This is a genomic window from Pseudoalteromonas sp. 23_GOM-1509m (assembly GCF_000518425.1).
GTDB classification, from domain to species: domain Bacteria; phylum Pseudomonadota; class Gammaproteobacteria; order Enterobacterales; family Alteromonadaceae; genus Pseudoalteromonas; species Pseudoalteromonas tetraodonis.
Genome location: NZ_JADO01000009.1, coordinates 316,379 through 336,410, shown reverse-complemented (window position 1 = coordinate 336,410; position 20,032 = coordinate 316,379). Strand labels below are relative to the sequence as shown.

The 20,032-nt window shown below is 40.4% G+C and carries 15 protein-coding genes and 1 pseudogene; 8 read left to right on the top strand and 8 right to left on the bottom strand.

The features are described 5' to 3' along the window. The first annotated feature begins 9 nt into the window (after nt 1–9). Nucleotides 10–2,124, top strand: coding sequence for an ATP-binding protein (locus N523_RS0103315; protein ID WP_231485771.1), 2,115 nt, complete (start codon nt 10–12; stop codon nt 2,122–2,124). A 19-nt stretch (nt 2,125–2,143) separates the two neighbouring features. Then, complete coding sequence (locus N523_RS0103310; RefSeq protein WP_028834284.1) at nt 2,144–3,679, top strand: HD domain-containing phosphohydrolase; 1,536 nt, start codon at nt 2,144–2,146, stop codon at nt 3,677–3,679. Nucleotides 3,680–3,730: 51 nt separating this feature from the next. On the opposite strand, the gene N523_RS0103305 is transcribed toward N523_RS0103310, so the two are convergent. The 3 genes from N523_RS0103305 to N523_RS0103295 form a co-directional block, all read right to left on the bottom strand. After that, on the bottom strand, nt 3,731–4,348 hold the full coding sequence (locus N523_RS0103305; protein WP_028834283.1) for a glutathione S-transferase family protein: 618 nt from the start codon (nt 4,346–4,348) through the stop codon (nt 3,731–3,733). A gap of 48 nt (nt 4,349–4,396) precedes the next feature. Then, entirely contained in the window at nt 4,397–5,425 is a 1,029-nt protein-coding gene (locus N523_RS0103300) for an NADP-dependent oxidoreductase (protein WP_013462909.1), read from the bottom strand. Nucleotides 5,426–5,597: 172 nt separating this feature from the next. Next, nucleotides 5,598–6,092 carry a GNAT family N-acetyltransferase gene (locus tag N523_RS0103295; RefSeq protein WP_028834282.1) on the bottom strand — a complete coding sequence of 165 codons (495 nt, stop codon included), beginning with the start codon at nt 6,090–6,092 and terminating at the stop codon, nt 5,598–5,600. 153 nt (nt 6,093–6,245) lie between these two features. Between N523_RS0103295 and N523_RS0103290 the strand changes: the two genes are divergently transcribed. Next, nucleotides 6,246–7,451, top strand: coding sequence for an anhydro-N-acetylmuramic acid kinase (locus N523_RS0103290; protein ID WP_028834281.1), 1,206 nt, complete (start codon nt 6,246–6,248; stop codon nt 7,449–7,451). A 36-nt stretch (nt 7,452–7,487) separates the two neighbouring features. Here the strand turns inward: N523_RS0103290 and N523_RS0103285 are convergent, their stop codons facing one another. Beyond that, nucleotides 7,488–7,973: a hypothetical protein gene (locus N523_RS0103285; protein ID WP_013462913.1), complete on the bottom strand. Its 486-nt coding sequence runs from the start codon at nt 7,971–7,973 to the stop codon at nt 7,488–7,490. A 429-nt stretch (nt 7,974–8,402) separates the two neighbouring features. Here N523_RS0103285 and N523_RS19620 point away from each other — a divergent pair. Further along, nucleotides 8,403–9,783 (top strand): annotated as a pseudogene (locus tag N523_RS19620) (sensor domain-containing diguanylate cyclase); the annotation flags it as partial. A gap of 132 nt (nt 9,784–9,915) precedes the next feature. Continuing rightward, entirely contained in the window at nt 9,916–10,650 is a 735-nt protein-coding gene (locus N523_RS19615) for a putative bifunctional diguanylate cyclase/phosphodiesterase (RefSeq protein WP_442960085.1), read from the top strand. 1 nt (nt 10,651) lies between these two features. Here N523_RS19615 and N523_RS0103270 read toward each other — a convergent pair whose 3' ends face one another. The 4 genes from N523_RS0103270 to N523_RS0103255 are packed head-to-tail and all read right to left on the bottom strand — an operon-like array spanning nt 10,652 to nt 16,460. After that, nucleotides 10,652–11,659 (bottom strand): L-threonylcarbamoyladenylate synthase, encoded by a 1,008-nt coding sequence (locus tag N523_RS0103270; RefSeq protein WP_028834280.1) that lies wholly within the window; start codon nt 11,657–11,659, stop codon nt 10,652–10,654. A gap of 8 nt (nt 11,660–11,667) precedes the next feature. After that, a complete protein-coding gene (locus N523_RS0103265; RefSeq protein ID WP_028834279.1) occupies nt 11,668–12,465 on the bottom strand; it encodes a DUF6671 family protein in 798 nt (265 codons plus the stop codon). A 3-nt stretch (nt 12,466–12,468) separates the two neighbouring features. Then, nucleotides 12,469–14,895 carry a DUF2309 domain-containing protein gene (locus N523_RS0103260; protein WP_028834278.1) on the bottom strand — a complete coding sequence of 809 codons (2,427 nt, stop codon included), beginning with the start codon at nt 14,893–14,895 and terminating at the stop codon, nt 12,469–12,471. Beyond that, nucleotides 14,892–16,460 carry an NADH-quinone oxidoreductase subunit L gene (locus N523_RS0103255; RefSeq protein WP_028834277.1) on the bottom strand — a complete coding sequence of 523 codons (1,569 nt, stop codon included), beginning with the start codon at nt 16,458–16,460 and terminating at the stop codon, nt 14,892–14,894. The genes N523_RS0103260 and N523_RS0103255 overlap by 4 nt, the downstream gene beginning before the upstream one ends. A gap of 96 nt (nt 16,461–16,556) precedes the next feature. Here N523_RS0103255 and N523_RS0103250 point away from each other — a divergent pair, with 96 nt between their 5' ends. The 3 genes from N523_RS0103250 to N523_RS0103240 all read left to right on the top strand — a co-directional run bounded on the left by N523_RS0103250 (nt 16,557) and on the right by N523_RS0103240 (nt 20,030). Then, on the top strand, nt 16,557–17,435 hold the full coding sequence (locus N523_RS0103250; RefSeq protein WP_028834276.1) for a LysR family transcriptional regulator: 879 nt from the start codon (nt 16,557–16,559) through the stop codon (nt 17,433–17,435). Between the two features lie 120 nt (nt 17,436–17,555). Then, nucleotides 17,556–19,511 carry a hypothetical protein gene (locus N523_RS0103245; RefSeq protein WP_028834275.1) on the top strand — a complete coding sequence of 652 codons (1,956 nt, stop codon included), beginning with the start codon at nt 17,556–17,558 and terminating at the stop codon, nt 19,509–19,511. A 60-nt stretch (nt 19,512–19,571) separates the two neighbouring features. Next, the gene (locus N523_RS0103240) at nt 19,572–20,030 is read left to right on the top strand and encodes a TlpA family protein disulfide reductase (RefSeq protein ID WP_028834274.1); all 459 of its coding nucleotides are present in this window, start codon (nt 19,572–19,574) and stop codon (nt 20,028–20,030) included. The last annotated feature ends 2 nt before the right edge of the window (nt 20,031–20,032 follow it).

Sequence of the window (20,032 nt, the reverse complement as noted above, 5' to 3'; positions counted from 1 at the left end):
CCTAAAATTATGCGACTACCACTCATACACTCTTTGCAAGGAAAGATGCTGCTGTATTTGGCATTGCCCGTCATGCTCATTATTGCCAGTATTTTGAGTTATTGGTATTCAACTAGCCTTAATCAGGCTGTTATACAAGCAAAACTAAATTTAAGCCAGACGGCAGATACGATTGCCGCGAAGGTAAATGAAGAAACGCAATTAGCGGTACGCACTACAGAGATTATGGCCTTAGCACAGCAAAATGGGTTGTTTGGTGATAGAGAAGCAAGTATTAATTTTGTTCGTGCAGTGCTTAAAATGAACCCTTCATTTGTGGGGGCTTCGTTTGGTTATGAGCCTAATGCCGATAATCAAGATCAAGCCTATACTAATGCTCCACCGTTAAAAGAGGGCGTTTATGTAGACCAAACTGGCCGTTTTTTACCTTATTGGCATCGTGATTTTAATGACTCTGAACGTTTGTTACTTGAGCCCTTGGTCGATATGGAATCAAGTCTTTATTATGAGGGAGTACGTCAACAGTTTTTACGTGATGGTAATACCGAGACGATGATCACTGAGCCCTATGTTTACGAGGGAAGAATGCTGGTTGAACAAAGTTCGCCAATTATTATTAATGGCGAATTTGTCGGTATGGCAAGTGTAGATAGAGCACTTGCTGATATAACGGAATTCTTACAAACCATAAAGCAGCAACTAAAAATTGATGTTTTGTTACTCAGCCAACGTGACAACGTGATTGCCACGACATTAAATCATTCAGGACTAAAAACGAAAGCCATTTTAGACACAGATTATGCAAGTATAGCCAAACAGCTAAAATCACAGGGGCAAGCAAGAGAAATATTATCTGCTAACGATCCTTTTGATTCTGGAATATTCTATTTTGATAAAGCCAAGGTTGCCACTGGGCATTGGACAGTGATAGTGCGTCGCTCTGAAACCGATATTATTGGGCCTATTCAAGCGCAATTTAGCCCATTATTGGCAGCGGCTTTTGCAAGTGTATTACTGGTGTTTTTACTCTTTTGGTATTTTATTAACCGAACAACCAAGCGTATTAATATTGCGATTAAATCTGTTGAACAGCTAGCTAATGGAGATTTATCTATTCATGTTCAAAAGTATATGACTCAAAAGGATGAGCTTGGCACCATGTTTAGAAGCTTTGAGCGTTTAATTAAAGCCAGTAAAGATATTGATCAGGTTTGCTCTGCGATTGCAGCTGGGGATTTTTCTCAAACAGTTTCTAAGCGCAGCCCTTATGACAGTTTAACTGATTCTATTAATTTAATGTCGAGTAAACGCCATGAGGCAGAGCAAGCTCTACTTGAGCAAACCATAGAGCTTCGTCGCACTCAGCAGGAACTTGTTGAAGCAGAGAAAATGTCTTCACTTGGAAGTTTAGTCAGTGGTGTGGCACATGAGGTGAATACACCGTTAGGTGTTTGTGTTACAGCGACATCTCATTTGCGAGAAATGTTAATCGAAACTAAAAACAAAGTGGCTTCTGGCACCTTAAGTAAAACAGAGTTTAGTGAGTTTATTAGTGAAGTTGATTTAAGCTGTGACATTTTGCTAAAAAACATGCAACGTGCCGCTGATTTAATAAGCAGTTTTAAACGTGTAGCGGTTGATCAAACAACCGAAGAATTACGTAATTTGTATGTAAGTAGTTATTTTAATGAGGTGCTAAAAAGCCTCTATCATACCCTTAAAGCAACACCGGTTGATATTACCATTAGTGCAACGGAGCCTGAGCCAGAAGTGTATACTGATCCCGGTGCCTTAGCGCAAATTTTCACTAATTTAGTAATGAATTCAATTATTCACGGTTTTCAAAATGGTAGAAAAAAAGGGCAGATAAGTGTTCATATTGAGTACTCAGACTCTGTCTGTATTCATTATCAAGACAGTGGTCAAGGCATGACAGATGAAGTTCAGAAAAAAGTGTTTGACCCGTTTTACACTACAAATAGAGCGGGTGGCGGCAGTGGCTTGGGGATGAATATTGTTTATAACCTCGTAGTTCACCGCCTGAAAGGGCAAATTGCAGTAAAGCAAAAAGAATCCACGGGCGTTTATTTTTTCATTCAATTTCCGGTAACGCCACCGAATTAATTAATAGCAGGGTGTGTTTATGGAGTGGTTACAAGATGATGTAGTGACAGATAAAGCGGTTGCCAACAGCAATGCTAAGCCATGGAAAATCTTAATTGTTGATGACGATGACTCGGTGCATCAGGTAACTCAACTTGCAATGAAGCGCTTTGAATTTGAGCAACGCCCTGTTGAACTACACAGTGTGTACAGTGCAACTGAGGCGAAAGAGAAACTACAAAGCTCAGAACGTTACGCATTAATTTTACTAGATGTCGTAATGGAAACAGAACATGCAGGATTAGATCTTGCGCGATTTATTCGCCAAGACTTACAAAATGGTTATAGTCGAATTATTTTGCGAACAGGTCAGCCTGGGGTTGCGCCTGAGCGCAGTGTTATTCGCGATTATGATATTGATGGCTATAAAGCGAAGAGCCAACTGCAAAGCCAAGATCTTGAATTGATTTTTTATACCTCTTTACGAGCCTACCGCGATATTTGTATGCTACAAACTCACCGCTATAATTTAAAAAGACTAATAAAAGCTATCTCTACCATTACCCAAATTGGTGACTTGGTAGAGTTTACCTCTGTTGTCATGGAAGAGTTAAAACTTGTACTGAATATGAGCTCGGCCAATTTATATATTGATGCGCCTAAAGTATTTGGTATTTGTCAGTTAGATGAAAAGTTGCAAATGATTGAAGGGGAAGTCTCAGGTATACATCTGTTCACGGGAAGTGGTATTGATAGTATTCCGAAAAAGCATCAAGAGTACTTTTTAAGGGCGAAACAAACCAAGCAGAATTTTATTGCAGAAGATCATTATGTTTATTTTCATCATTCACAAAAAGGTCTAGATTCAATACTCGCATTTCAATCATTGCAACCGGTTAAAAAAGAAGCGCAACAGCTTGTTGACTTGTTTTTGGGCAATGTTGTTCTCACATTTGAAAGTTTATTATTAGCTAATTCAATTGAAGAAACCCAGCAGCTGGCTATTTCACTGATGGGAGGTGCCATGGAGTCGCGCTCCAAGGAAACGGGATCTCACGTAATTAGGGTTGGCTTATATGCAAAATTACTCGCGCAGCTGCATAATCAAAATCAAGCGTACTGCGATAAAATTAGTCTAGCTGCGCAATTACATGATGTAGGAAAGGTAGGTGTACCAGATCTCATTTTAAACAAGCCGGCAAAATTAGATGCTGACGAGTGGGAAATTATGAAACAGCATACCACTAAGGGCTGGGAAATTCTCAAAGGGACAGCTAATCCTGTTATTGATATGGCTGCAAACATTGCGATTGATCATCACGAGCGTTGGGATGGAGCCGGTTATCCGCACGCAAAAAAACAGCAAGAAATCAGTTTAGAGGGACGAATTACTGCGATTGCTGATGTGTTTGATGCGTTATGTTGTCGCCGTTGTTATAAAGAGCCTTGGAGTATGGATGACGCAAAAGCGGAAATAATTAAAGGTGCAGGTAATCATTTTGATCCAAACTTAGTTGCACTTTTTGAAGCACATTTTAATGATTTTAAACAAATTTATCTTGATAGACCTGAATAGAAAAGCGGGTATCGCTTTGACTGTGAAACCACAATCAAAGCGAAAGGTAAGTTAGTCGTACTTGGCTTCTAACTCGTTAGCGGTATGAAATTTTTCATGAGATTGTAATTGCTCATCGTATTTAACCAGGTTTTTAAAGTGCTCTAACTGGCCTGCATTTTTAACGATTTCAACAATAAACGACATCATAAAATCGGCACCAGTGAGAGTATCTCCCACTAAATAACGCTTGCCTTCAAGACGGCTGTTAAAATAGCTAATCACTTTAGCGGTTTCTGCATCAGCATAGCCCTCTAAAAACTGGGTTTTAGCACCATCTTTTTGCACAAACATTTTGAGTAAAAGCGGTAAAATTGCTGAGCTTTCTGCAAAATGTAGCCATTGCTGGTAGTCAACGTAATCAGGGGTGCCTGCTTTTGGGGCAAATTTACCTTTGCCATATTTAGTGATCAGGTAATCTGTGATAGCGCCAGACTCGGCAATCACTAAGCCATCATCTTCTATAACTGGCGATTTACCCAGCGGATGCACATTTTTAAGCTCATCAGGGGCTAAAAAAGTCTCAGTGTTACGTTGGTAAGCAACAATTTCGTAATCGACCTCAAGCTCTTCTAGTAACCAAATAATACGTTTAGAGCGAGATTTATTTAAATGGTGTAGTTTAATCATTTTCTTCCTTATTGAGCTGTGTTGAATTACAACACAGCCTGAATGTTATTATAGTGGGCTGTTAATCTTTACTACGGTTTTACCAAAGTTCTTCCCACTGATCATGTCGTTAAATGCACTGATGGTGTTTTCAATGCCTTCTACCAGATGTTCGCGGTATTGAATTTTTCCGTCTTGTAGCCATTTTTGCATGTCTTGTGCAAATTCGTCATAGCGGTGGCCATAATCATCAAAAATAATAAAGCCTTGCATTTTGATGCGCTTAGTTAGTAATTGTCCCATTAACATGCCCATTCGGTCTGGGCCCTCAGGCAAACTGGTCGCATTATATTGCGATACCAAACCACAGATAGGCACGCGCGCTGAGGTATTAAGCAAAGGTAATACGGCGTCAAACACTTTTCCGCCCACATTTTCATAATAAACATCAATGCCTTGGTCACATGCTTTTTCTAATTGCTCGGCAAAGTCATCGGCTTTGTGATCAATACAGGCATCAAAGCCTAGCTTTTCAACGGCATGAGCACATTTTTCGCTGCCACCGGCAACTCCAACCACTTTACAGCCTTTAATTTTAGCAATTTGGCCAACCGTTGCACCAACAGGTCCCGTTGCTGCTGCAACGACCACGGTTTCACCTGCTTTAGGGGCGCCAATATCGAGTAAACCCATGTAGGCGGTAAAGCCAGGCATACCCATAATACCCAATGCGTATGAAGGGTTTGTTGGTTCTTTACCTAATGACATTAAGCCTTCGCCATTTGAGATGGCGTAAGTTTGCCAACCTGTGTACGCTAATACCCATTCGCCTTCGCTAAATTTATCGTTTTTAGATGTTTCTACTTGGCACACCGTTGCACCAACCATTACATCACCAATTTCGACAGGGTCGGCATACGATTTAGCATCGCTCATACGGCCACGCATGTAGGGGTCTAATGATAAGTAAATTGTACGCAACAGTACTTCGCCCTCTTTTAACGATGGAAGCTCTTTGCTTTTAAATTCAAAGTTGTCATTGGTAGGGGCGCCATGTGGGCGCGAGGCTAAAGTAAATTGACGGCTAGTTGTAGACATAAAAATCTCCAAAATAAAGTGAAAAAACCACCTATTACCGAATGTTTAAGCTTTAAAACAATACACGGCTCAACAATAATGCGCGGATAGGCAGATAAAATTTGTACCTTGATACACGAGCTTTGGGCGAGAGGGGGTTAATTCAACCTTTGCAAACATTTAATTAGAATAATTACTCTGTTTTTAGCATGCTAAATATATGGCTATCAAAATAGTGACCATTTTTATAAATTGCTTGTTTTAAAATAGCCTCGGTATTAAAGCCACTTTTAAGCAGCGCCTTTATTGAGCCCGCATTACCAGCAAATACAGCCGCATAAATACGGTTTAAATTAGTACTTTTAAACACTTCTTTAGTAATCAACCCAATGGCTTGGGTGATAATACCTTGCCCCCAATATTGCTGACTAAGCCAATAGCCAATTTCGCCACTGCGGCTATACTCAAATTCACCAGGGGTAATACCGATGCAACCAACGCACAGACCGTCAACTTCGATGGCTTTAATGATGCCACATTTTGCTCCCTCGTTTATCCACCAATTCGCATCTGCCTGCGTATACGGAAATGGAATTTTAGAGGACAAATAGCGAGCTACTTGTTGATTGTTCAAAATGGTTACGATTTGAAAGGTATCGTGTTGCTTGAACTCACGTAAAATCATCATATGGTAAATAAGTTTATTATTATCAACCAATAACCTAGCAAGCTTTAGGCGTTTAAACAATGAAACTATCTTTTTAAAATTAAAGTGTATACAGCTATAACTTTGCTTTAAACTCTTTTAAAATATAATAAAAAGTACCTACACAGAGTCACTATGCACCCACACATTGCCGCCCTTTATAATAGCGCTAAAAAGCCTAGTCGTTTAATTATTGGCCTAATGAGTGGCACCTCTTTAGATGGTTTAGATGTGGCGCTATGTAAAATAACCGGAGCGGGTTTGCATACCCAAATAGAGGTATTAAAATTCACCACGGTTGAGTACAACGACGAGTATAAAACTAAAATAAAACAGGTGTTTGCTAAGCGCGAATGCGATTTAGAATTGCTGACTTTGTTACATCCGTGGGTAGGTAAACTCCATGGTGCTATGGTTAATCAGTGTTTAGCACTGTGGCAAGTAAATCCTGCCGATATTGATGTAATAGCCAGTCACGGGCAAACTATTTATCACTGCCCGCAATCCCAACATAACCACCACGATTTTAAAAATGGCACGCTACAAATTGGCGACAGCGATCAAATAGCGGTTACTACAGGCATTACCACGATAGGTGACTTTAGGCAAAAGCATATTGCTGCTGGTGGTGAAGGCGCACCATTAGCTGTGTATGGAGATTATTTGTTTTTTGCCAGCCCAAATGAAAATCGTATTTTACTCAACATGGGGGGCATTGCTAATTTAACATTTTTACCTAAAAACGGCGATACTGGAGCGGTCTTTAGCTCTGACATTGGCCCTGGCAATACTATTATGGATGCTTATGTACAGCATTATTTTAAAGGGCTCCATTATGATGAGGGAGCTAAACTTGCCAAAGCTGGTAAAGTGAATACAAAGCTTCTTGCTGCGCTTACAGATAACGCGTTTTTTAAATTACCTCTGCCTAAAACAACCGGACCTGAGGTGTTTAATTTAGCTTATTTACGGGCGGCACAAATGCATTCAACGACACAAAGACTAAACCACGAAGATGTTTTAGCGACTTTAAATGCCCTTTCTGCCACTACGATTGCTAAGGCATTAAATGACTGTGCTCAACATACCCAAGACTGTGTAGTGTATGCCAGTGGTGGAGGTATTCATAATCCATTATTAATGGAGCAATTACTGATGCACTGCCCAAACATTAAGGCGTTTAAAAACACCGAGAATTTAGGCGTAAATCCTGATGCCAAAGAGGCCGTGCTGTTTGCTATTTTGGCAAATGAATGTTTGGCAGGGCAACGTCAAGGCTTAAATAATAACAACCAAGGGATTTTAGACATAACTATGGGTAAAGTGAGCTTTGCTGATTGAGTAATAAAAAACCAGTGGAAAATTGTGCGCCAATAACTAAAAAAGCGAAAGTAAAGCTGTTCCCATATTAGCGAAATACTGACGTACCCGATGCGGCCTAGGCGGCGCTATATAAGTTGCAGGTGCAGTATAACCACTACCAAATTGGTTAATATGCATATCAAACTGCAAACTATTTTTTAACGTGCCGTGCTTACCATGCAAAATCATTTGCATCACAAAATCATGACTATGTGCTATTTGACTCAAAGTCAGGTTGACTCGCCCTTGTTCTAAATCAGATAAATTGAGTGTTTTTTCTGTGTAGTATTGAGCCGCTCGTGCATTTGGCTCAGTTGCGCTGAGTGAAATAATATCACTTTCATGAGCAGCCTCAGGTAAAACGCATTGCAGTGTGATTTGATGCTGACTGTTAGCATCCTGCGATAGCGTTTCAAATTCCATGCTGTGGCTCATTGCCGCAGACATAGGATCTTCAAATGACGGAAGTGCAAAGGTAAGTTGCACTATAGATTCGCTCATGAGGGGCTTCAAATGCTATTTTTGATTAATAATGCAGCTATTATTACCGATCATTATTGCAAAATTATGACTAAACAAAACGACTTCATACATGAGCTGGTTTAAATTACATTTTACAACTAAAGCTATTGTTTTAAATCAATATTATATTTAATAAATAAACTACAATGGTCGCTTAATAATATCGTTTATTAAATGCAAGGACACAACGAGGCCTTAGCTTAGCAATAACAATAATGCTTTTATCGAGCTTGCTGGTTGTTAATTAATGTTGCCTTTATTGTTAATTAAAGGTGTTTATTTGTGTGTGTTTTCTTAATTTTGCAATAAAATAGCTTGAAAAAAAACCAAGCTAGCCATAAAGTGCTTTTAAGAGCCCAAATACATAACACACTACCAAACAGGTTGTGGCGGGGTTGTGAGAATTAGATGGCACTAATAAAAAATAATTTATGGAAACTCTTCTGTTTTTTGCTGTTGGGTGGCTTAATTTTATTAAGCGTGCTTTTGGTTTACGAGTGGAAAAACATCAAAAAAGATTACCGCACGAGCTCCCAAAATCGTGTGGAATTTTCTGCGCAAGCACTTAAAAGCACCCTTAGAAATAAAGAGCTGATGCTAGATTTAATTGGTAGAGATATTCTCTCTAATAATAATTTACATGAAAAAACGTCGACAATTAAACTTCTTGATAATATTTTGCTAGAAAATCCCGTGTTATTAGGCTTTGGACTGTTTAATCCGCAAGGCGAGATTATTTATTACAGCTCAAACTTAAACGCTTCAACCATGATCAACCTGAAAGAAAATAAAAATACACGCCAAAGCTTTGCGCAAACCCTCGTATCAGACAAAATGGTATTAGGACAGACTTACTTTAATGAATCTTTACAAGAGTGGGTCATCCCAATAAGAAAAGCATTACGCGATAAGAGCGGCACAGTAATCGCGGTTATGACGGCAGGTATGGCGGTGTCGAGAGGGACTAAGTACTTAAATATTTTGCAAAGTAATCGTGATGATTACATCATGCTAGCAAGAGAAATAGATGGCTTTATTCAATACAGCTCGGTTAGAGATGCAGATATAGCAAGTTATATAAAAACCCAGACTAAAGAGGTATTGGGGTTATCGGGTAATGCTTTGATAGAGCAAACAGGTAAAACAAAGCAAACACTTAAATCTTCCGAGGAAGTGTTTAGCATAGAAACGACGGTAAAAGGCAAACCGTATATCACCTCAGCAAAATTTGATAACCGTTATCAGTTGTGGACTCTGTCACAAATGGCGATGCAACCAATAAAAAATCTGTATTATTGGAAAGTTGGCTTGTATGTCCTAGTTTATGTGTTTATTTGTATGGTGCTATTTTTTGGTTTTAGGCTTATTGCACGTGCTGAAAAAAAGCGTATTGATGAGCTATTCCATCTTTCAAGACATGATGATTTGACCAAACTCCCAAATCGAAAAGCGTTACGAGATAGCTTTGAAGAGAAAAAAGAAACATCGTTTAGCTTAGCAATCATTAACATTACCAACTTGCGTTCTATGAATAATCGCTTTGGCATGGAGTTTGGCGATAAAAACCTTTGCTGGCTTTTTAAAAACAACATTTTTATCACCCTATTTAGTATTTAGAAATAGTGGGAATGAATTTTGTATTATTGCACCTCACACTTTTGATGAGCAAAACAGACGTGCATTCGAGCATATTTTAGAGTCAGCAATCCAGCAATATGAAACCAACAATAGTGAACGATTACTTAATATAAGTGTGGGCATAGCCTGTTATCCAGAGCATGGTATAACAAAGAGTAAGCTCGTACGAAGTGCGCATTTAGCTAACCAGTGGGCAAAAGATACCGGCCAATGGCTGTGTCATTATCATGCTGATATTAAACAAGCTTACTTACGTCGTTTAAAAGTAGAAGAGCGGCTTAATATGGCGTTAAACGAGCAGTCATTGTCTATGGCGTATCAGTGCCAAGTAAATGAACAGGGTAAAATCCATGCTATGGAGGCGCTCATTCGTTGGCAAGATGGTGAGCTTGGTATGGTATCACCCGCTGAGTTTATTGCTATTGCAGAGCAAAGTGATTTAATTTTTAAAATTGGTGACTTTGTTTTAGCGCGATCTATTGGTGAGTTTGCAAAAATGCAGCAACACAGCGATACCCCTCTTGAATTGGCAATAAACATTTCAGTAATGCAATTTCAAAGTAGTGTATTTATTCCTACATTATTACACAGTTTAGAGACGCACAATGTTACTGCGCAAAGTATCATTTTAGAAATAACAGAATCCCTCTTTATGGATAATCTTGAACATGTGATTGATACGATTAAGAGCTTAAAGTCACGTGGAATACGCTTTTCAATGGATGATTTTGGCACAGGCTATTCATCACTGAGTCTTTTGAGACGCTTACCGATAGATGAACTGAAAATAGATAAGAGCTTTGTTGATGATATTTTGGTGGACTCTAAATCAAATAGTATGGTGCAAAGTATTATTGCAATTGCAAACAGCCATAACTTAAGTGTTATAGCTGAAGGCGTGGAAGAACAGGCACAGTTTGATATGTTAGTTGATATTGGCTGTAAACGTTTTCAGGGGTATTACTTTTATAAACCAGTGGCAGCAGCAACGGTTATTGAATACCTAACGGTTAATTAACTTATCCTGCAAATACTGTGGTGGCACGGCTAAGGCGGTCATTCACAGCCCCCCACTCACTGCTTACTGGCGGCTTTTCGATATAAATATTCATCGGTGTTGTCTCATCGATATGATGCAGCGTTTTATACATGTTTTTAGCATACTCAACAGGGCAAGCACTTAGCTTAGTAATGTACTGAGGCGAAATGTGATTAGCTAATAACTGTTGCTCTGCCTTGGTTGAATAGATTAAATAATGTGTTTGCAAATGCGGTGTTTTACTCAAAACACTTGGAAAATCTGCGCTATTAATAAGTATTGCAGGAGCATGTGGCTGGTAATGCGCTTTTACATTGCCAGGCACTGCCTCATTGTGTGAAAGCGGTGTAGTGACATTCAGTCCGGTTTTTTGCAAAATATCTGCAGCGGATATAGGTCCTGGGCGTAAAATGCGAAGCTGCTCAGTGGTGGCATCAACAATCGTTGATTCAATACCCACATCACATTGACCGCCCTCTAATACCGCGCTAATTCGGCCATTTAAATCGCGCATAACATGGGCTGTATTTATTGGGCTTAGTTGTTTGTAGCGATTAGCTGAGGGAGCTGCAAGCCCAGTATTTAATTGTTTTAAAACGGCTAAAAATTGCGGATGTGCTGGTACGCGTAAACCAATGCTATTCAAGCCACCTGTTACAGGGCTATTTAAATTATCTTTTGCATTTAAAATAAGTGTGAGCGGGCCTGGCCAAAAGGCTTCAGCAAGTGTAATCGCTGCCTTATTTACATTTTTTGCCCAGTAGTGCACATGTGATAGTTCAGGAATATGCACAATTAATGGGTGGTTTGTTGGGCGCCCTTTAGCGGCAAATATTTTTGCTACAGCATCACTATTGCTCGCATCGGCAGCAAGGCCATATACAGTTTCTGTGGGTAAGGCAACGCATTCGCCCGCTTTTAATAGTGCCACGGCTTGGTTAATACGCTCTTCAGTATTCAATAATTGAGTGGGTTGTAATGATGTCATAATAACTCTTAAGGATTACAAAACTGGCAATATGTTGCATCAGCAACGCGTTTTTTATTCGTTTCAATGTGGCTAAAGCCGCAACTATCACACACTGAAGTAGTTGATTTCATTTGTTCTGTTGGCATATTACATAGCTCACAGGGCAAGCCTTTTGTAACTTGTTTAGCAACAAAGTTAGGGTTTTGGCACTGTGGGCATGTTGATGATAATCGCCTTGCAAGATCTTGTGCAGCTCGGCTAATAATTACTTGGCGTTGCGGGCTATACATGGCCCTCAGATCAGGCGTGATTGTACCTGTGCTTGGCGTTTTTTCTGTATACAAAGCAATAAGCGCTTCTATGCTAAGCCCTTTATGAAGCGTTTGGGTGTCGTCAAGTATCCAATGTTGGTTTTTATAGCGCTGACATGCAGTAGCGATTGATTCAGCACTGGTTTCACTGCTAATGCTTAAGCTGCTGGGCGAAAATGGCCCACTAGCGTATCCATAAATAGTATTGTTATTGTGTTTATCATAAAAACAAATAACTTCTTCGTCCCAGTTCATTAAACCCGGGTACGGCCCACCCCCAAAACTGCCTTCACTGCCAACCCCAAATTGCTCGCCTGTGAGTTCACATGCGCGCTGAGCTTTTGTCAGTGCCGCTGTATTGGCACTACAATGACGTTGTACTTCGTGACTAAACATCCCAAGTGTATCGGTATCAAATAAATCAGTAGTGAATACCTCAAAACCAAGTGGCTCCAGAGCGGGAGCTACTAAAGGCGCCTTTTTATGTTTCGTGGCAATGACTATCTTTGGCATAGCTTATATTGGCTCATTAGAGGCTGAAATAGTTGAGAAATGTCCATTTTCGAACTGCTCGAGAGTATTATCATCGCCCCAGCGAATGAGAGTGAGCCAATGGTTATCAATCAGCTCCTTCACCATGACATGTTTGTTATAAATTGCCGCGATTGCCGATTGCGGCGCAGCAATATATACATTAAGGCGAATTGGTTCGTGCATCCATTTTTCCCCATTGTGCAGTGACTGCATGGCTAAGCCAATACGAAGGTCACCGCCATTACCTTCAAATAATCCAATATTACCGCCGACTGCATTGTGGAGTATTTTATTACCACTGCCGTATTTATGGTTGTCGGTAACCGAGGCATTATATTGACTATTGATCCAATGGGTTACTATCATGGGTGCGGTCATAATCAGTTCTAATACCGCAAATTCGTTATCGTTTTCCCATTCATAATCATGTAAAAAACAGCGTCCTTGTAAGTTAACACTGCGAGTCCAGGCTCGTGGTGCAACAATAAAGGCGGCGTTATTAGCAAGCCCCCATTCTGGGCGTACTTGCGACCAATCACGGGCACGCTGATGATAAGCATGGTTAATTTCATCCGCGGTTTTATTAACTAACTGCGGGTCGATATTTACTAAGCGTTCTTGCTGAGCGGTTTGCGTGGCAACAGTTAGCCATTTTTTCAGATTGTCATTAAGCTCGGTATCGTAAGCGGTGATGACATCCGTGGTTGTGTTATGAATAGCGGCAATAAATTGCGTGCTCTGTGCCAGTGTTAGCCCTCGCTCTTTAAGCGCTTGGCGCACTTGGGTATCGTTTAGTAAGTTAGCCAGCACGCGTACATTAACTTCGCCACTTTGCCCTCCACAGGCTCCACATTCTAGGCCAGCGCTGTGCAAGTTATTAGTTGTATGGCTGGCGTGGCCCACCAACATAACATGCGGCGCAAACTCTTTTATTCCTATGGTGTTAAGCACTTTTTGAGCTAAGTCGGTTTTGTCTTTTAGGGTCAGTTGTTGCTGATTTTGTGTTAATTGCCAGTCGGTGGTTGCGCACTTTTTAGCTTTACCTTTAGATAAAAAGGTATTTTTTATTAATTTAAATGCATACAGCCAGCCTGCTGATTCAACCATAGAAAACGATGAGGGGGCTGATTTTGACCAACTTTGCCATGTAGCACTATTTTGACGAGATGCTTCAAGCGCCGCGTCTTTGTGTGTTTGTGTGGCATGTATGGCTGGTTTGAGTAGCCCGGGTAGTTGAGGACGAGTAATTGCACTACCATTTTCTTGATATTCTAGTGGCAAGCCAAAAAAACCGGCAAAGCCGAAGGTTTCTATATTTTTACTTTGCGATTCAAGCGCGCGGCGAATAACCTCTGAGCGTACATCAATACAAAACACCGCTTGTAATTGAGCGTTGTTCACTGGGGTTTTAGTGGCGCTTTGCAGTGCATGATTAAGCGGGTATTGATAGCTCAGCTCCAGTGCTTTTGCCCACACCCATAATGGCTTTTGTGCTAATTTGTGTGCATGCAGGCGCTCAACTACGAGTGACTTTTCTTGCTGCCACTGACTTTGTAGTTGTTTAAATGAAGCACTATCATGATCTGCCAGATACTGCCAAATAACCAAGTCCCATGCCATTCGCATGGCCAGTAGCTGTTTCATATCATCTTTGGGTTTAGCGTAAAGTTGGCCTTGGAATCGCAAATACGCCAACCACGATGCCCAACCATTAATATCTAAAAGCAGCGAATGAGCATATAACTCTAACGAGTCGTTATCTATATTAAGGGTTGAGAGTGTTAGTGCAATCAGTTCATCAGCGCAAGTGGGCAGTCGCTTAAAGTAGCCATTTAAATGCTTTTCATCCATTACAATACTAATGCCTTTATCCGCTTGAATAACGGTTAACCAATGGCGATATAAAGGTGATTGTGATGATGTGTCATCACCATGAAGCATAGGGCCAAGCTGCTGATAATGCGCGGCACAAAACTGGCTCAATTGATGGGTAATTTCATCATGCCAAGCCATTTTATGTTTATTGCGCTGCTGGTCGAGTAAATCTGCAATGTTGTGCCAATCCACTAAAGGAACATCAATGTGTAGGGTTTTTATGAGTTGCTCATGCGTAAAGTCACTGTTAAGTAACTTGGCTGCATCGGCTAAGTGGTTATCAGTAATAATGCCGTTGTCGTACTTGTGCTGATAAAAGTCTTTAGGCATGAGCATATTGGCATTACATAAGGTATCAATGCGTGCGCTTACATCTTCAATAGGAAGGTGGCGCATTTCCCAAAATGGGTTAACGGCAATCATCTGATCTAAAGGCCAGTTTGGTGCTATGTAACCGCATACTTTATTAAGTATGTTGTTTTCAGTGTCACTTAACGATAATGCCGTGTGATTTGAATGCGTTTGATTGCTCATTTTGATTCCTCAACGGTGATTCCAGCTGCATGATTTTTTAAATCGGTGTGGCCATTATTAGGTAAATTTATCGGCCATATTTTTAGGGTTAACCGCGTAAACCACTCATCTAAATACAAACCTGCAAATAATAGGGTGGAAAGTGATTTAACCTGTGGTCGCCAAGACTGGTAGCGTAAAAAGTAGCTGGCAATCATTAACGTTAAAATAAGGGCTATTACCCAGCTATCGGCGAGGCTAAATGCAGCTTCGCGCCACTGCTCAAGCTCTAGTGCTAAAGTAAATATATTTTTAGCAACCACATAGCTAAAAACTACTAAGAGTGCAATTAACAACTTTTTACTGCGAGTTTGCACGTTAGAAGCGCCATGTTGATTGGCCAGTAAAATAGTTAAAGCCGATGCTAAAAGTAGCCACACACTGACCGCGCCTTGATAGCCGCTAATGAACCATGCAGCGCCAACTAGGGTAATCGACACCAATGCCCCCGTTAACCAAGCAAAGCACGTGGGTGATTGTTTTGGAATGTGGCGGCGAATCAGATCTTCGTTTACACCGTTGCCTGAGTTTAAAAATGCAAAGGCTTTATAGGTTGAATGAGTAACAAGGTGAAGCAGAGCCAGTTCAAATAATCCCAGCGCACATTCTATGAGCATTAATCCCATTTGCGCACTGGTAGACCAAGCAAGCCTTACTTTAACGCTTATTCTGGTAGTCATTATCAAAGCGCTGATCACCGTAGTTAAACCAGCAATAATTAAAATTAACCACTGTGCAGCCGCAGCTTGAATAAACAAAGGCGCAAATAAAATTAATAAAAAGCCACCTAAATTTATCACCCCAGCATGCAATAAGGCACTGACGGGTGTAGGCACCTCAACCACTTTGATTAGCCAGCCATGCATAGGCAACTGAGCACATTTGATTAAAGCTGCAAAAGCGATTAAAAAGGCCGCGAGTTGTTCAGCCAAAGATAGCGGTAGTGTGGTGGTGTGATAAAAAGTAGTGATATCGCTAATGTATAGGCTATTGTGAGTAACCGATAAAATAATAAATGCGACGAGTAATAAGGATTCGGCTACGCGTGCCACAATAAACTTTTTATGAGCGGCGAGTACCGCACGAGGGCGCTCAGGATAAAACATTAATAGCTTGTGCAGTGCTAAACTAATTGCCACCCAGCCTAGCCAAAATAGCGCTAAGTGATTGCTCATAACTACAATCATCACTGCGGTTACGGTTAATAGCAGCCAGCGCCAAAAGTAGTTTACACGTGGCTCACCTTGCATATAGTGTTTGCAAAACCGAATTAATATTAGCGTTATGAACAGGATTAGTCCTAGCATAATAGCGCGGGTCACTGAGAGCGATAGGAAACTCAGTAAATCAAAGGCATAAATACGATAAAGTGCAACGGCACTGATAAATGCAACACTATTAAATAGCATCACTTTAAACAGTACATTGCCATTTGAGGCACAAGGTTGTCGGCCAATTAGCCACGCTGCTATAAATGTACTCAATGGCATCATTAGTAATAACAACGAAATAATATACTCGCTCATTCAGTGCTCCTTATTTAGTTATTGGAGTATGACAAACTAGATAACTAAATAAAAATAGATATAATGCATATAAACGTTCTATAAAAGAGAACTATAATGAGCCGTTTGAACTACCATCACTTGTATTATTTTTGGTCTGTTGCCCGAATTGGTAACTTAACCCAAGCCGCTAAAGAGCTGCATTTATCGCAGTCAGCGCTCTCCACTCAAATTAAACAGCTAGAGCACACCATTAATATTGAGTTATTTGAACGTAAAGGACGTACCTTGGCATTAACCGATATGGGAAAGCGGGTGCAAATGTACGCTAACGATATATTCACTAAGGGCGAAGAACTGTCGTCTTTTATTCATAAAGGGATGATTTCCCAAACTCAGCATTTATCAATCGGGGTGCTTAATACGCTCTCTCGTAACTTTATCGAGGAATTTATAAACCCTTTAATGAGTAACGACGAAGTACGCTTTTCGCTTACTGCAGGGCGTATGGATGGGCTGTTAAATGGTTTGGCAGAGCACGAACTGGATCTAGTTTTAACTAATAAACCCATCGGGCTTGAGCATTACGATCAACTATGGCAAAGCCAGTTGGTATCTCGCCAGCCATTAGCCATAGTGGGTCCAGCAGATAAAAAAACACGCGGCCAGTTTCCTACCGGTTACACGGATGCACAATGGGTGCTACCCAGTAAAACCTCCGCGATTAGAGACTCATTTAATGCTTTGTGTGCCCGCTGGCAATATCAGCCAAAAATAAAAGCAGAGGCCGACGATATGGCTATGCTGCGATTACTTGCCCGTGATAGTGGTGCACTATCGGTATTGCCCTCAGTCGTCGTAAAAGATGAAATAGAACAAGGCCTATTAGTTGAATACCAACGTTTACCTGATGCATTTGAGCACTTTTATGCCATTACCGCACAGCGCAAATTTGTACCTGATATATTAAAGTCGTTGCTTGCCAAAACCTGTTAATTACTTTTAAATTAACGTTTTTATAAAAATATTTTATGCTTGAATAATAAAAAAAAGAATTAAAGGTTTTAATTAGATGGCCGACAAAGTACTTAATTGTACTGAAGATTAAGGATAATCATGGTTAATAAACTACAAGGAAATTATGCTAACCTAAATGCGTTGCTTGCCCAATCAGTCAATAATTCAAACCACAGCAATGTGTCCACAGGCTTACAATCGAGAGCTCACTTAGCGCCAAGCACGGCAACAATCACTGATGAAATGCTCAGTCAGTTTAGTGACGAACAAGTCGATGAAATACTTAATCAGCAATTATCCTCGTTACTCACGATTTCCAGCGCACCCAGTGGCTCAAATTATAAACTCTCCAGTGAAGAGGTTGCGCTGCGAACGGTGATAAGTTCTCAGCAAGAGGGCTTATTAAAAAACGAACGTAGTGATCAGTTAATTGAGCGTTTAAACAGCTCGGTAAAAAATATTCAGGGCGCTTATGCTAACACTAGCGATATTTTATCAAACTTGGGGCAGCTTGGGTTCAATCAAAAAACGTTTTTAGCGTCTAGTCAGCAGCGTGTTGAACGCTCGCTAGACCCCTTTATGGAAAGTTTTAACCGCGAGCGATTTGAAGACGATGATAACTATGGATTTGAGCTGTCGGTAAAAACCAAAGAAGGTGATGTTATTAAAATCACTTTTCATTCTGCGCAAGGTTACGATGAGGAAACAGGCGAAACCACTGACGAATTTAGCGTAAGTTATGAAGTAGATGGCGACTTATCTGAGGCTGAACACCAAGCATTAACGCAAGTACTTTCTGGTGTTGGCGAAATGGCAGATGAATTTTTTAAGGCTAAACAAAGCGCTTACAGTCGTTACGTACCCGCAAACCAAGCTGATTTAGATTTAAGCTTTCTAAGCAATTTTGATAACAAAGAACTTTCGGGTTTTGATTTGTATTTTTCAACGTCAGAGGGAAATACTGCCGATGTTGATGGAGCGCTCCTTGGAAAAGACAATGAGCTTAATTTAAGTTATACCCTTGATGAAGATTCTGAGCAGCAAATACTCGAGTTTGAATCGGTAAACGGACAAAACAACATTGATTTTTCGCTCGATATGTCAACCATTGGCGCTCAAGATAAAAGCCAAATGCAGCAATATATAAAAGCGCTCGATAAGAGTTTAGAAGATAGCCAGCTCAATAGCTCAGAGAAAAGTACGCGTTCGGCGTTTGGTCACAAAAGTGATGAAGTGATGAAACAAGGGCTCGCTGTTTTTAAAAGTGCGTTTAGCAGTATGTCATCAGCCGCTGAGCGCTATAGTCAAATAGAGTCAGTAGCTACACAGCAGTTTACTAACGGACGCGAGCTAGTAGCTGATTTGGTTGACAATATGATCACCCGTGATCCACGTTATCAAGGACTAGGAAGTAGTGATAAAAATTCCCTAGGCGATGGGATTTCTAAGTTAGCTGATTTTGATGCGAAATTTTCTTTTGCAATGGATCAAGGTGATTACATCGCGACAAGCACCACAAAGCTGAGTCAAAATACTGAATACCAAAAGTCAGCAGGATTAACTGGGGTTACTCAAGATAAAGCGGCGAGCACACGTTTTAATTATGAAGAAGGTAACCGCTCTGACATCCCCCCTGATTATTATGATAAACAAGAAAATTACACTATTGGTACCGCTGTAAAAAATAACGAATTGGTTGCCCTTGATCAGGCCCATGAGGTGGATGTAGATAAAAAAGTGTATCAGTTTAATCCCGAAATATCTCAATACGAACTAAAAAAGGAATTAAAAGAAACAACCACCAGTGAGAGCAATATTCGTGTTATTAACGATATTTGGCTCGAGAAAAATGAAGATATTTATCGTATGGATGAAAGAAAACGACTCAGTGGTGTGGGGGCGACAAACGAGTTTAGAACAACATCGAGTTATTCACATACGCAATTAGTAACATTAATCGGTGATTTAGATAAATTAGAACAAAACAAAGAAGCCAAACGTGAGTACTTAGCGGTTTTATCGCAAGTGAATAATTTTATGGATAAAAGTAAGTAAGTGTATTCACTTAAGCTCGATTATGGGTATAGTAGCTAAAAGCTAGTTAGGTATAGGTTTATGTTAAAACAATTAATTTTACTCTTTATTTTGACTCTCCCACTGGCAGCGAATGCAACGTTCAAACCACACTCAGACGCTGTTACTGCTAAGCGTTTATTAAGCGAGCACGATAAATTTGCTAAGCAATACCAAACATTCTCGCCTACACCCCAAGACGTTGCATTGATGCAAAAATTAGCAGGTAAAGAGTTGTTAGTGCTTTTAGGTAGCTGGTGTCATGACAGTGCTCGCGAAGTACCTCGATTAATAAAGTTACTTGATGAGTCTAAGGTTGAACTTTCGAAAATAACCTTTGTTACTGTAGGTTATGACAAACGTGATGAGGCAGGTATTGCCCTGGCGCATGACTTACAATATACCCCCACTTTTATTGTGAAGCATAACGGGGTTGAAATTAACCGCGTAGTAGAAAAGCCCAGCGGCACACTTGCCCAAGACTTAACCTTGGGCTTGTAACG

Coding starts and splice junctions, on each gene's coding strand:
- N523_RS0103305 (WP_028834283.1), bottom strand. CDS start 4,348: ATGATTAAACTACACCATTTAAATAAATCTCGCTCTAAACGTATTATT.
- N523_RS0103240 (WP_028834274.1), top strand. CDS start 19,572: ATGTTAAAACAATTAATTTTACTCTTTATTTTGACTCTCCCACTGGCA.
- N523_RS0103265 (WP_028834279.1), bottom strand. CDS start 12,465: ATGCCAAAGATAGTCATTGCCACGAAACATAAAAAGGCGCCTTTAGTA.
- N523_RS0103270 (WP_028834280.1), bottom strand. CDS start 11,659: ATGACATCATTACAACCCACTCAATTATTGAATACTGAAGAGCGTATT.
- N523_RS0103250 (WP_028834276.1), top strand. CDS start 16,557: ATGAGCCGTTTGAACTACCATCACTTGTATTATTTTTGGTCTGTTGCC.
- N523_RS0103315 (WP_231485771.1), top strand. CDS start 10: ATGCGACTACCACTCATACACTCTTTGCAAGGAAAGATGCTGCTGTAT.
- N523_RS0103290 (WP_028834281.1), top strand. CDS start 6,246: ATGCACCCACACATTGCCGCCCTTTATAATAGCGCTAAAAAGCCTAGT.
- N523_RS0103310 (WP_028834284.1), top strand. CDS start 2,144: ATGGAGTGGTTACAAGATGATGTAGTGACAGATAAAGCGGTTGCCAAC.
- N523_RS19615 (WP_442960085.1), top strand. CDS start 9,916: ATGGCGTTAAACGAGCAGTCATTGTCTATGGCGTATCAGTGCCAAGTA.
- N523_RS0103260 (WP_028834278.1), bottom strand. CDS start 14,895: ATGAGCAATCAAACGCATTCAAATCACACGGCATTATCGTTAAGTGAC.
- N523_RS0103295 (WP_028834282.1), bottom strand. CDS start 6,092: ATGATGATTTTACGTGAGTTCAAGCAACACGATACCTTTCAAATCGTA.
- N523_RS0103300 (WP_013462909.1), bottom strand. CDS start 5,425: ATGTCTACAACTAGCCGTCAATTTACTTTAGCCTCGCGCCCACATGGC.
- N523_RS0103285 (WP_013462913.1), bottom strand. CDS start 7,973: ATGAGCGAATCTATAGTGCAACTTACCTTTGCACTTCCGTCATTTGAA.
- N523_RS0103245 (WP_028834275.1), top strand. CDS start 17,556: ATGGTTAATAAACTACAAGGAAATTATGCTAACCTAAATGCGTTGCTT.
- N523_RS0103255 (WP_028834277.1), bottom strand. CDS start 16,460: ATGAGCGAGTATATTATTTCGTTGTTATTACTAATGATGCCATTGAGT.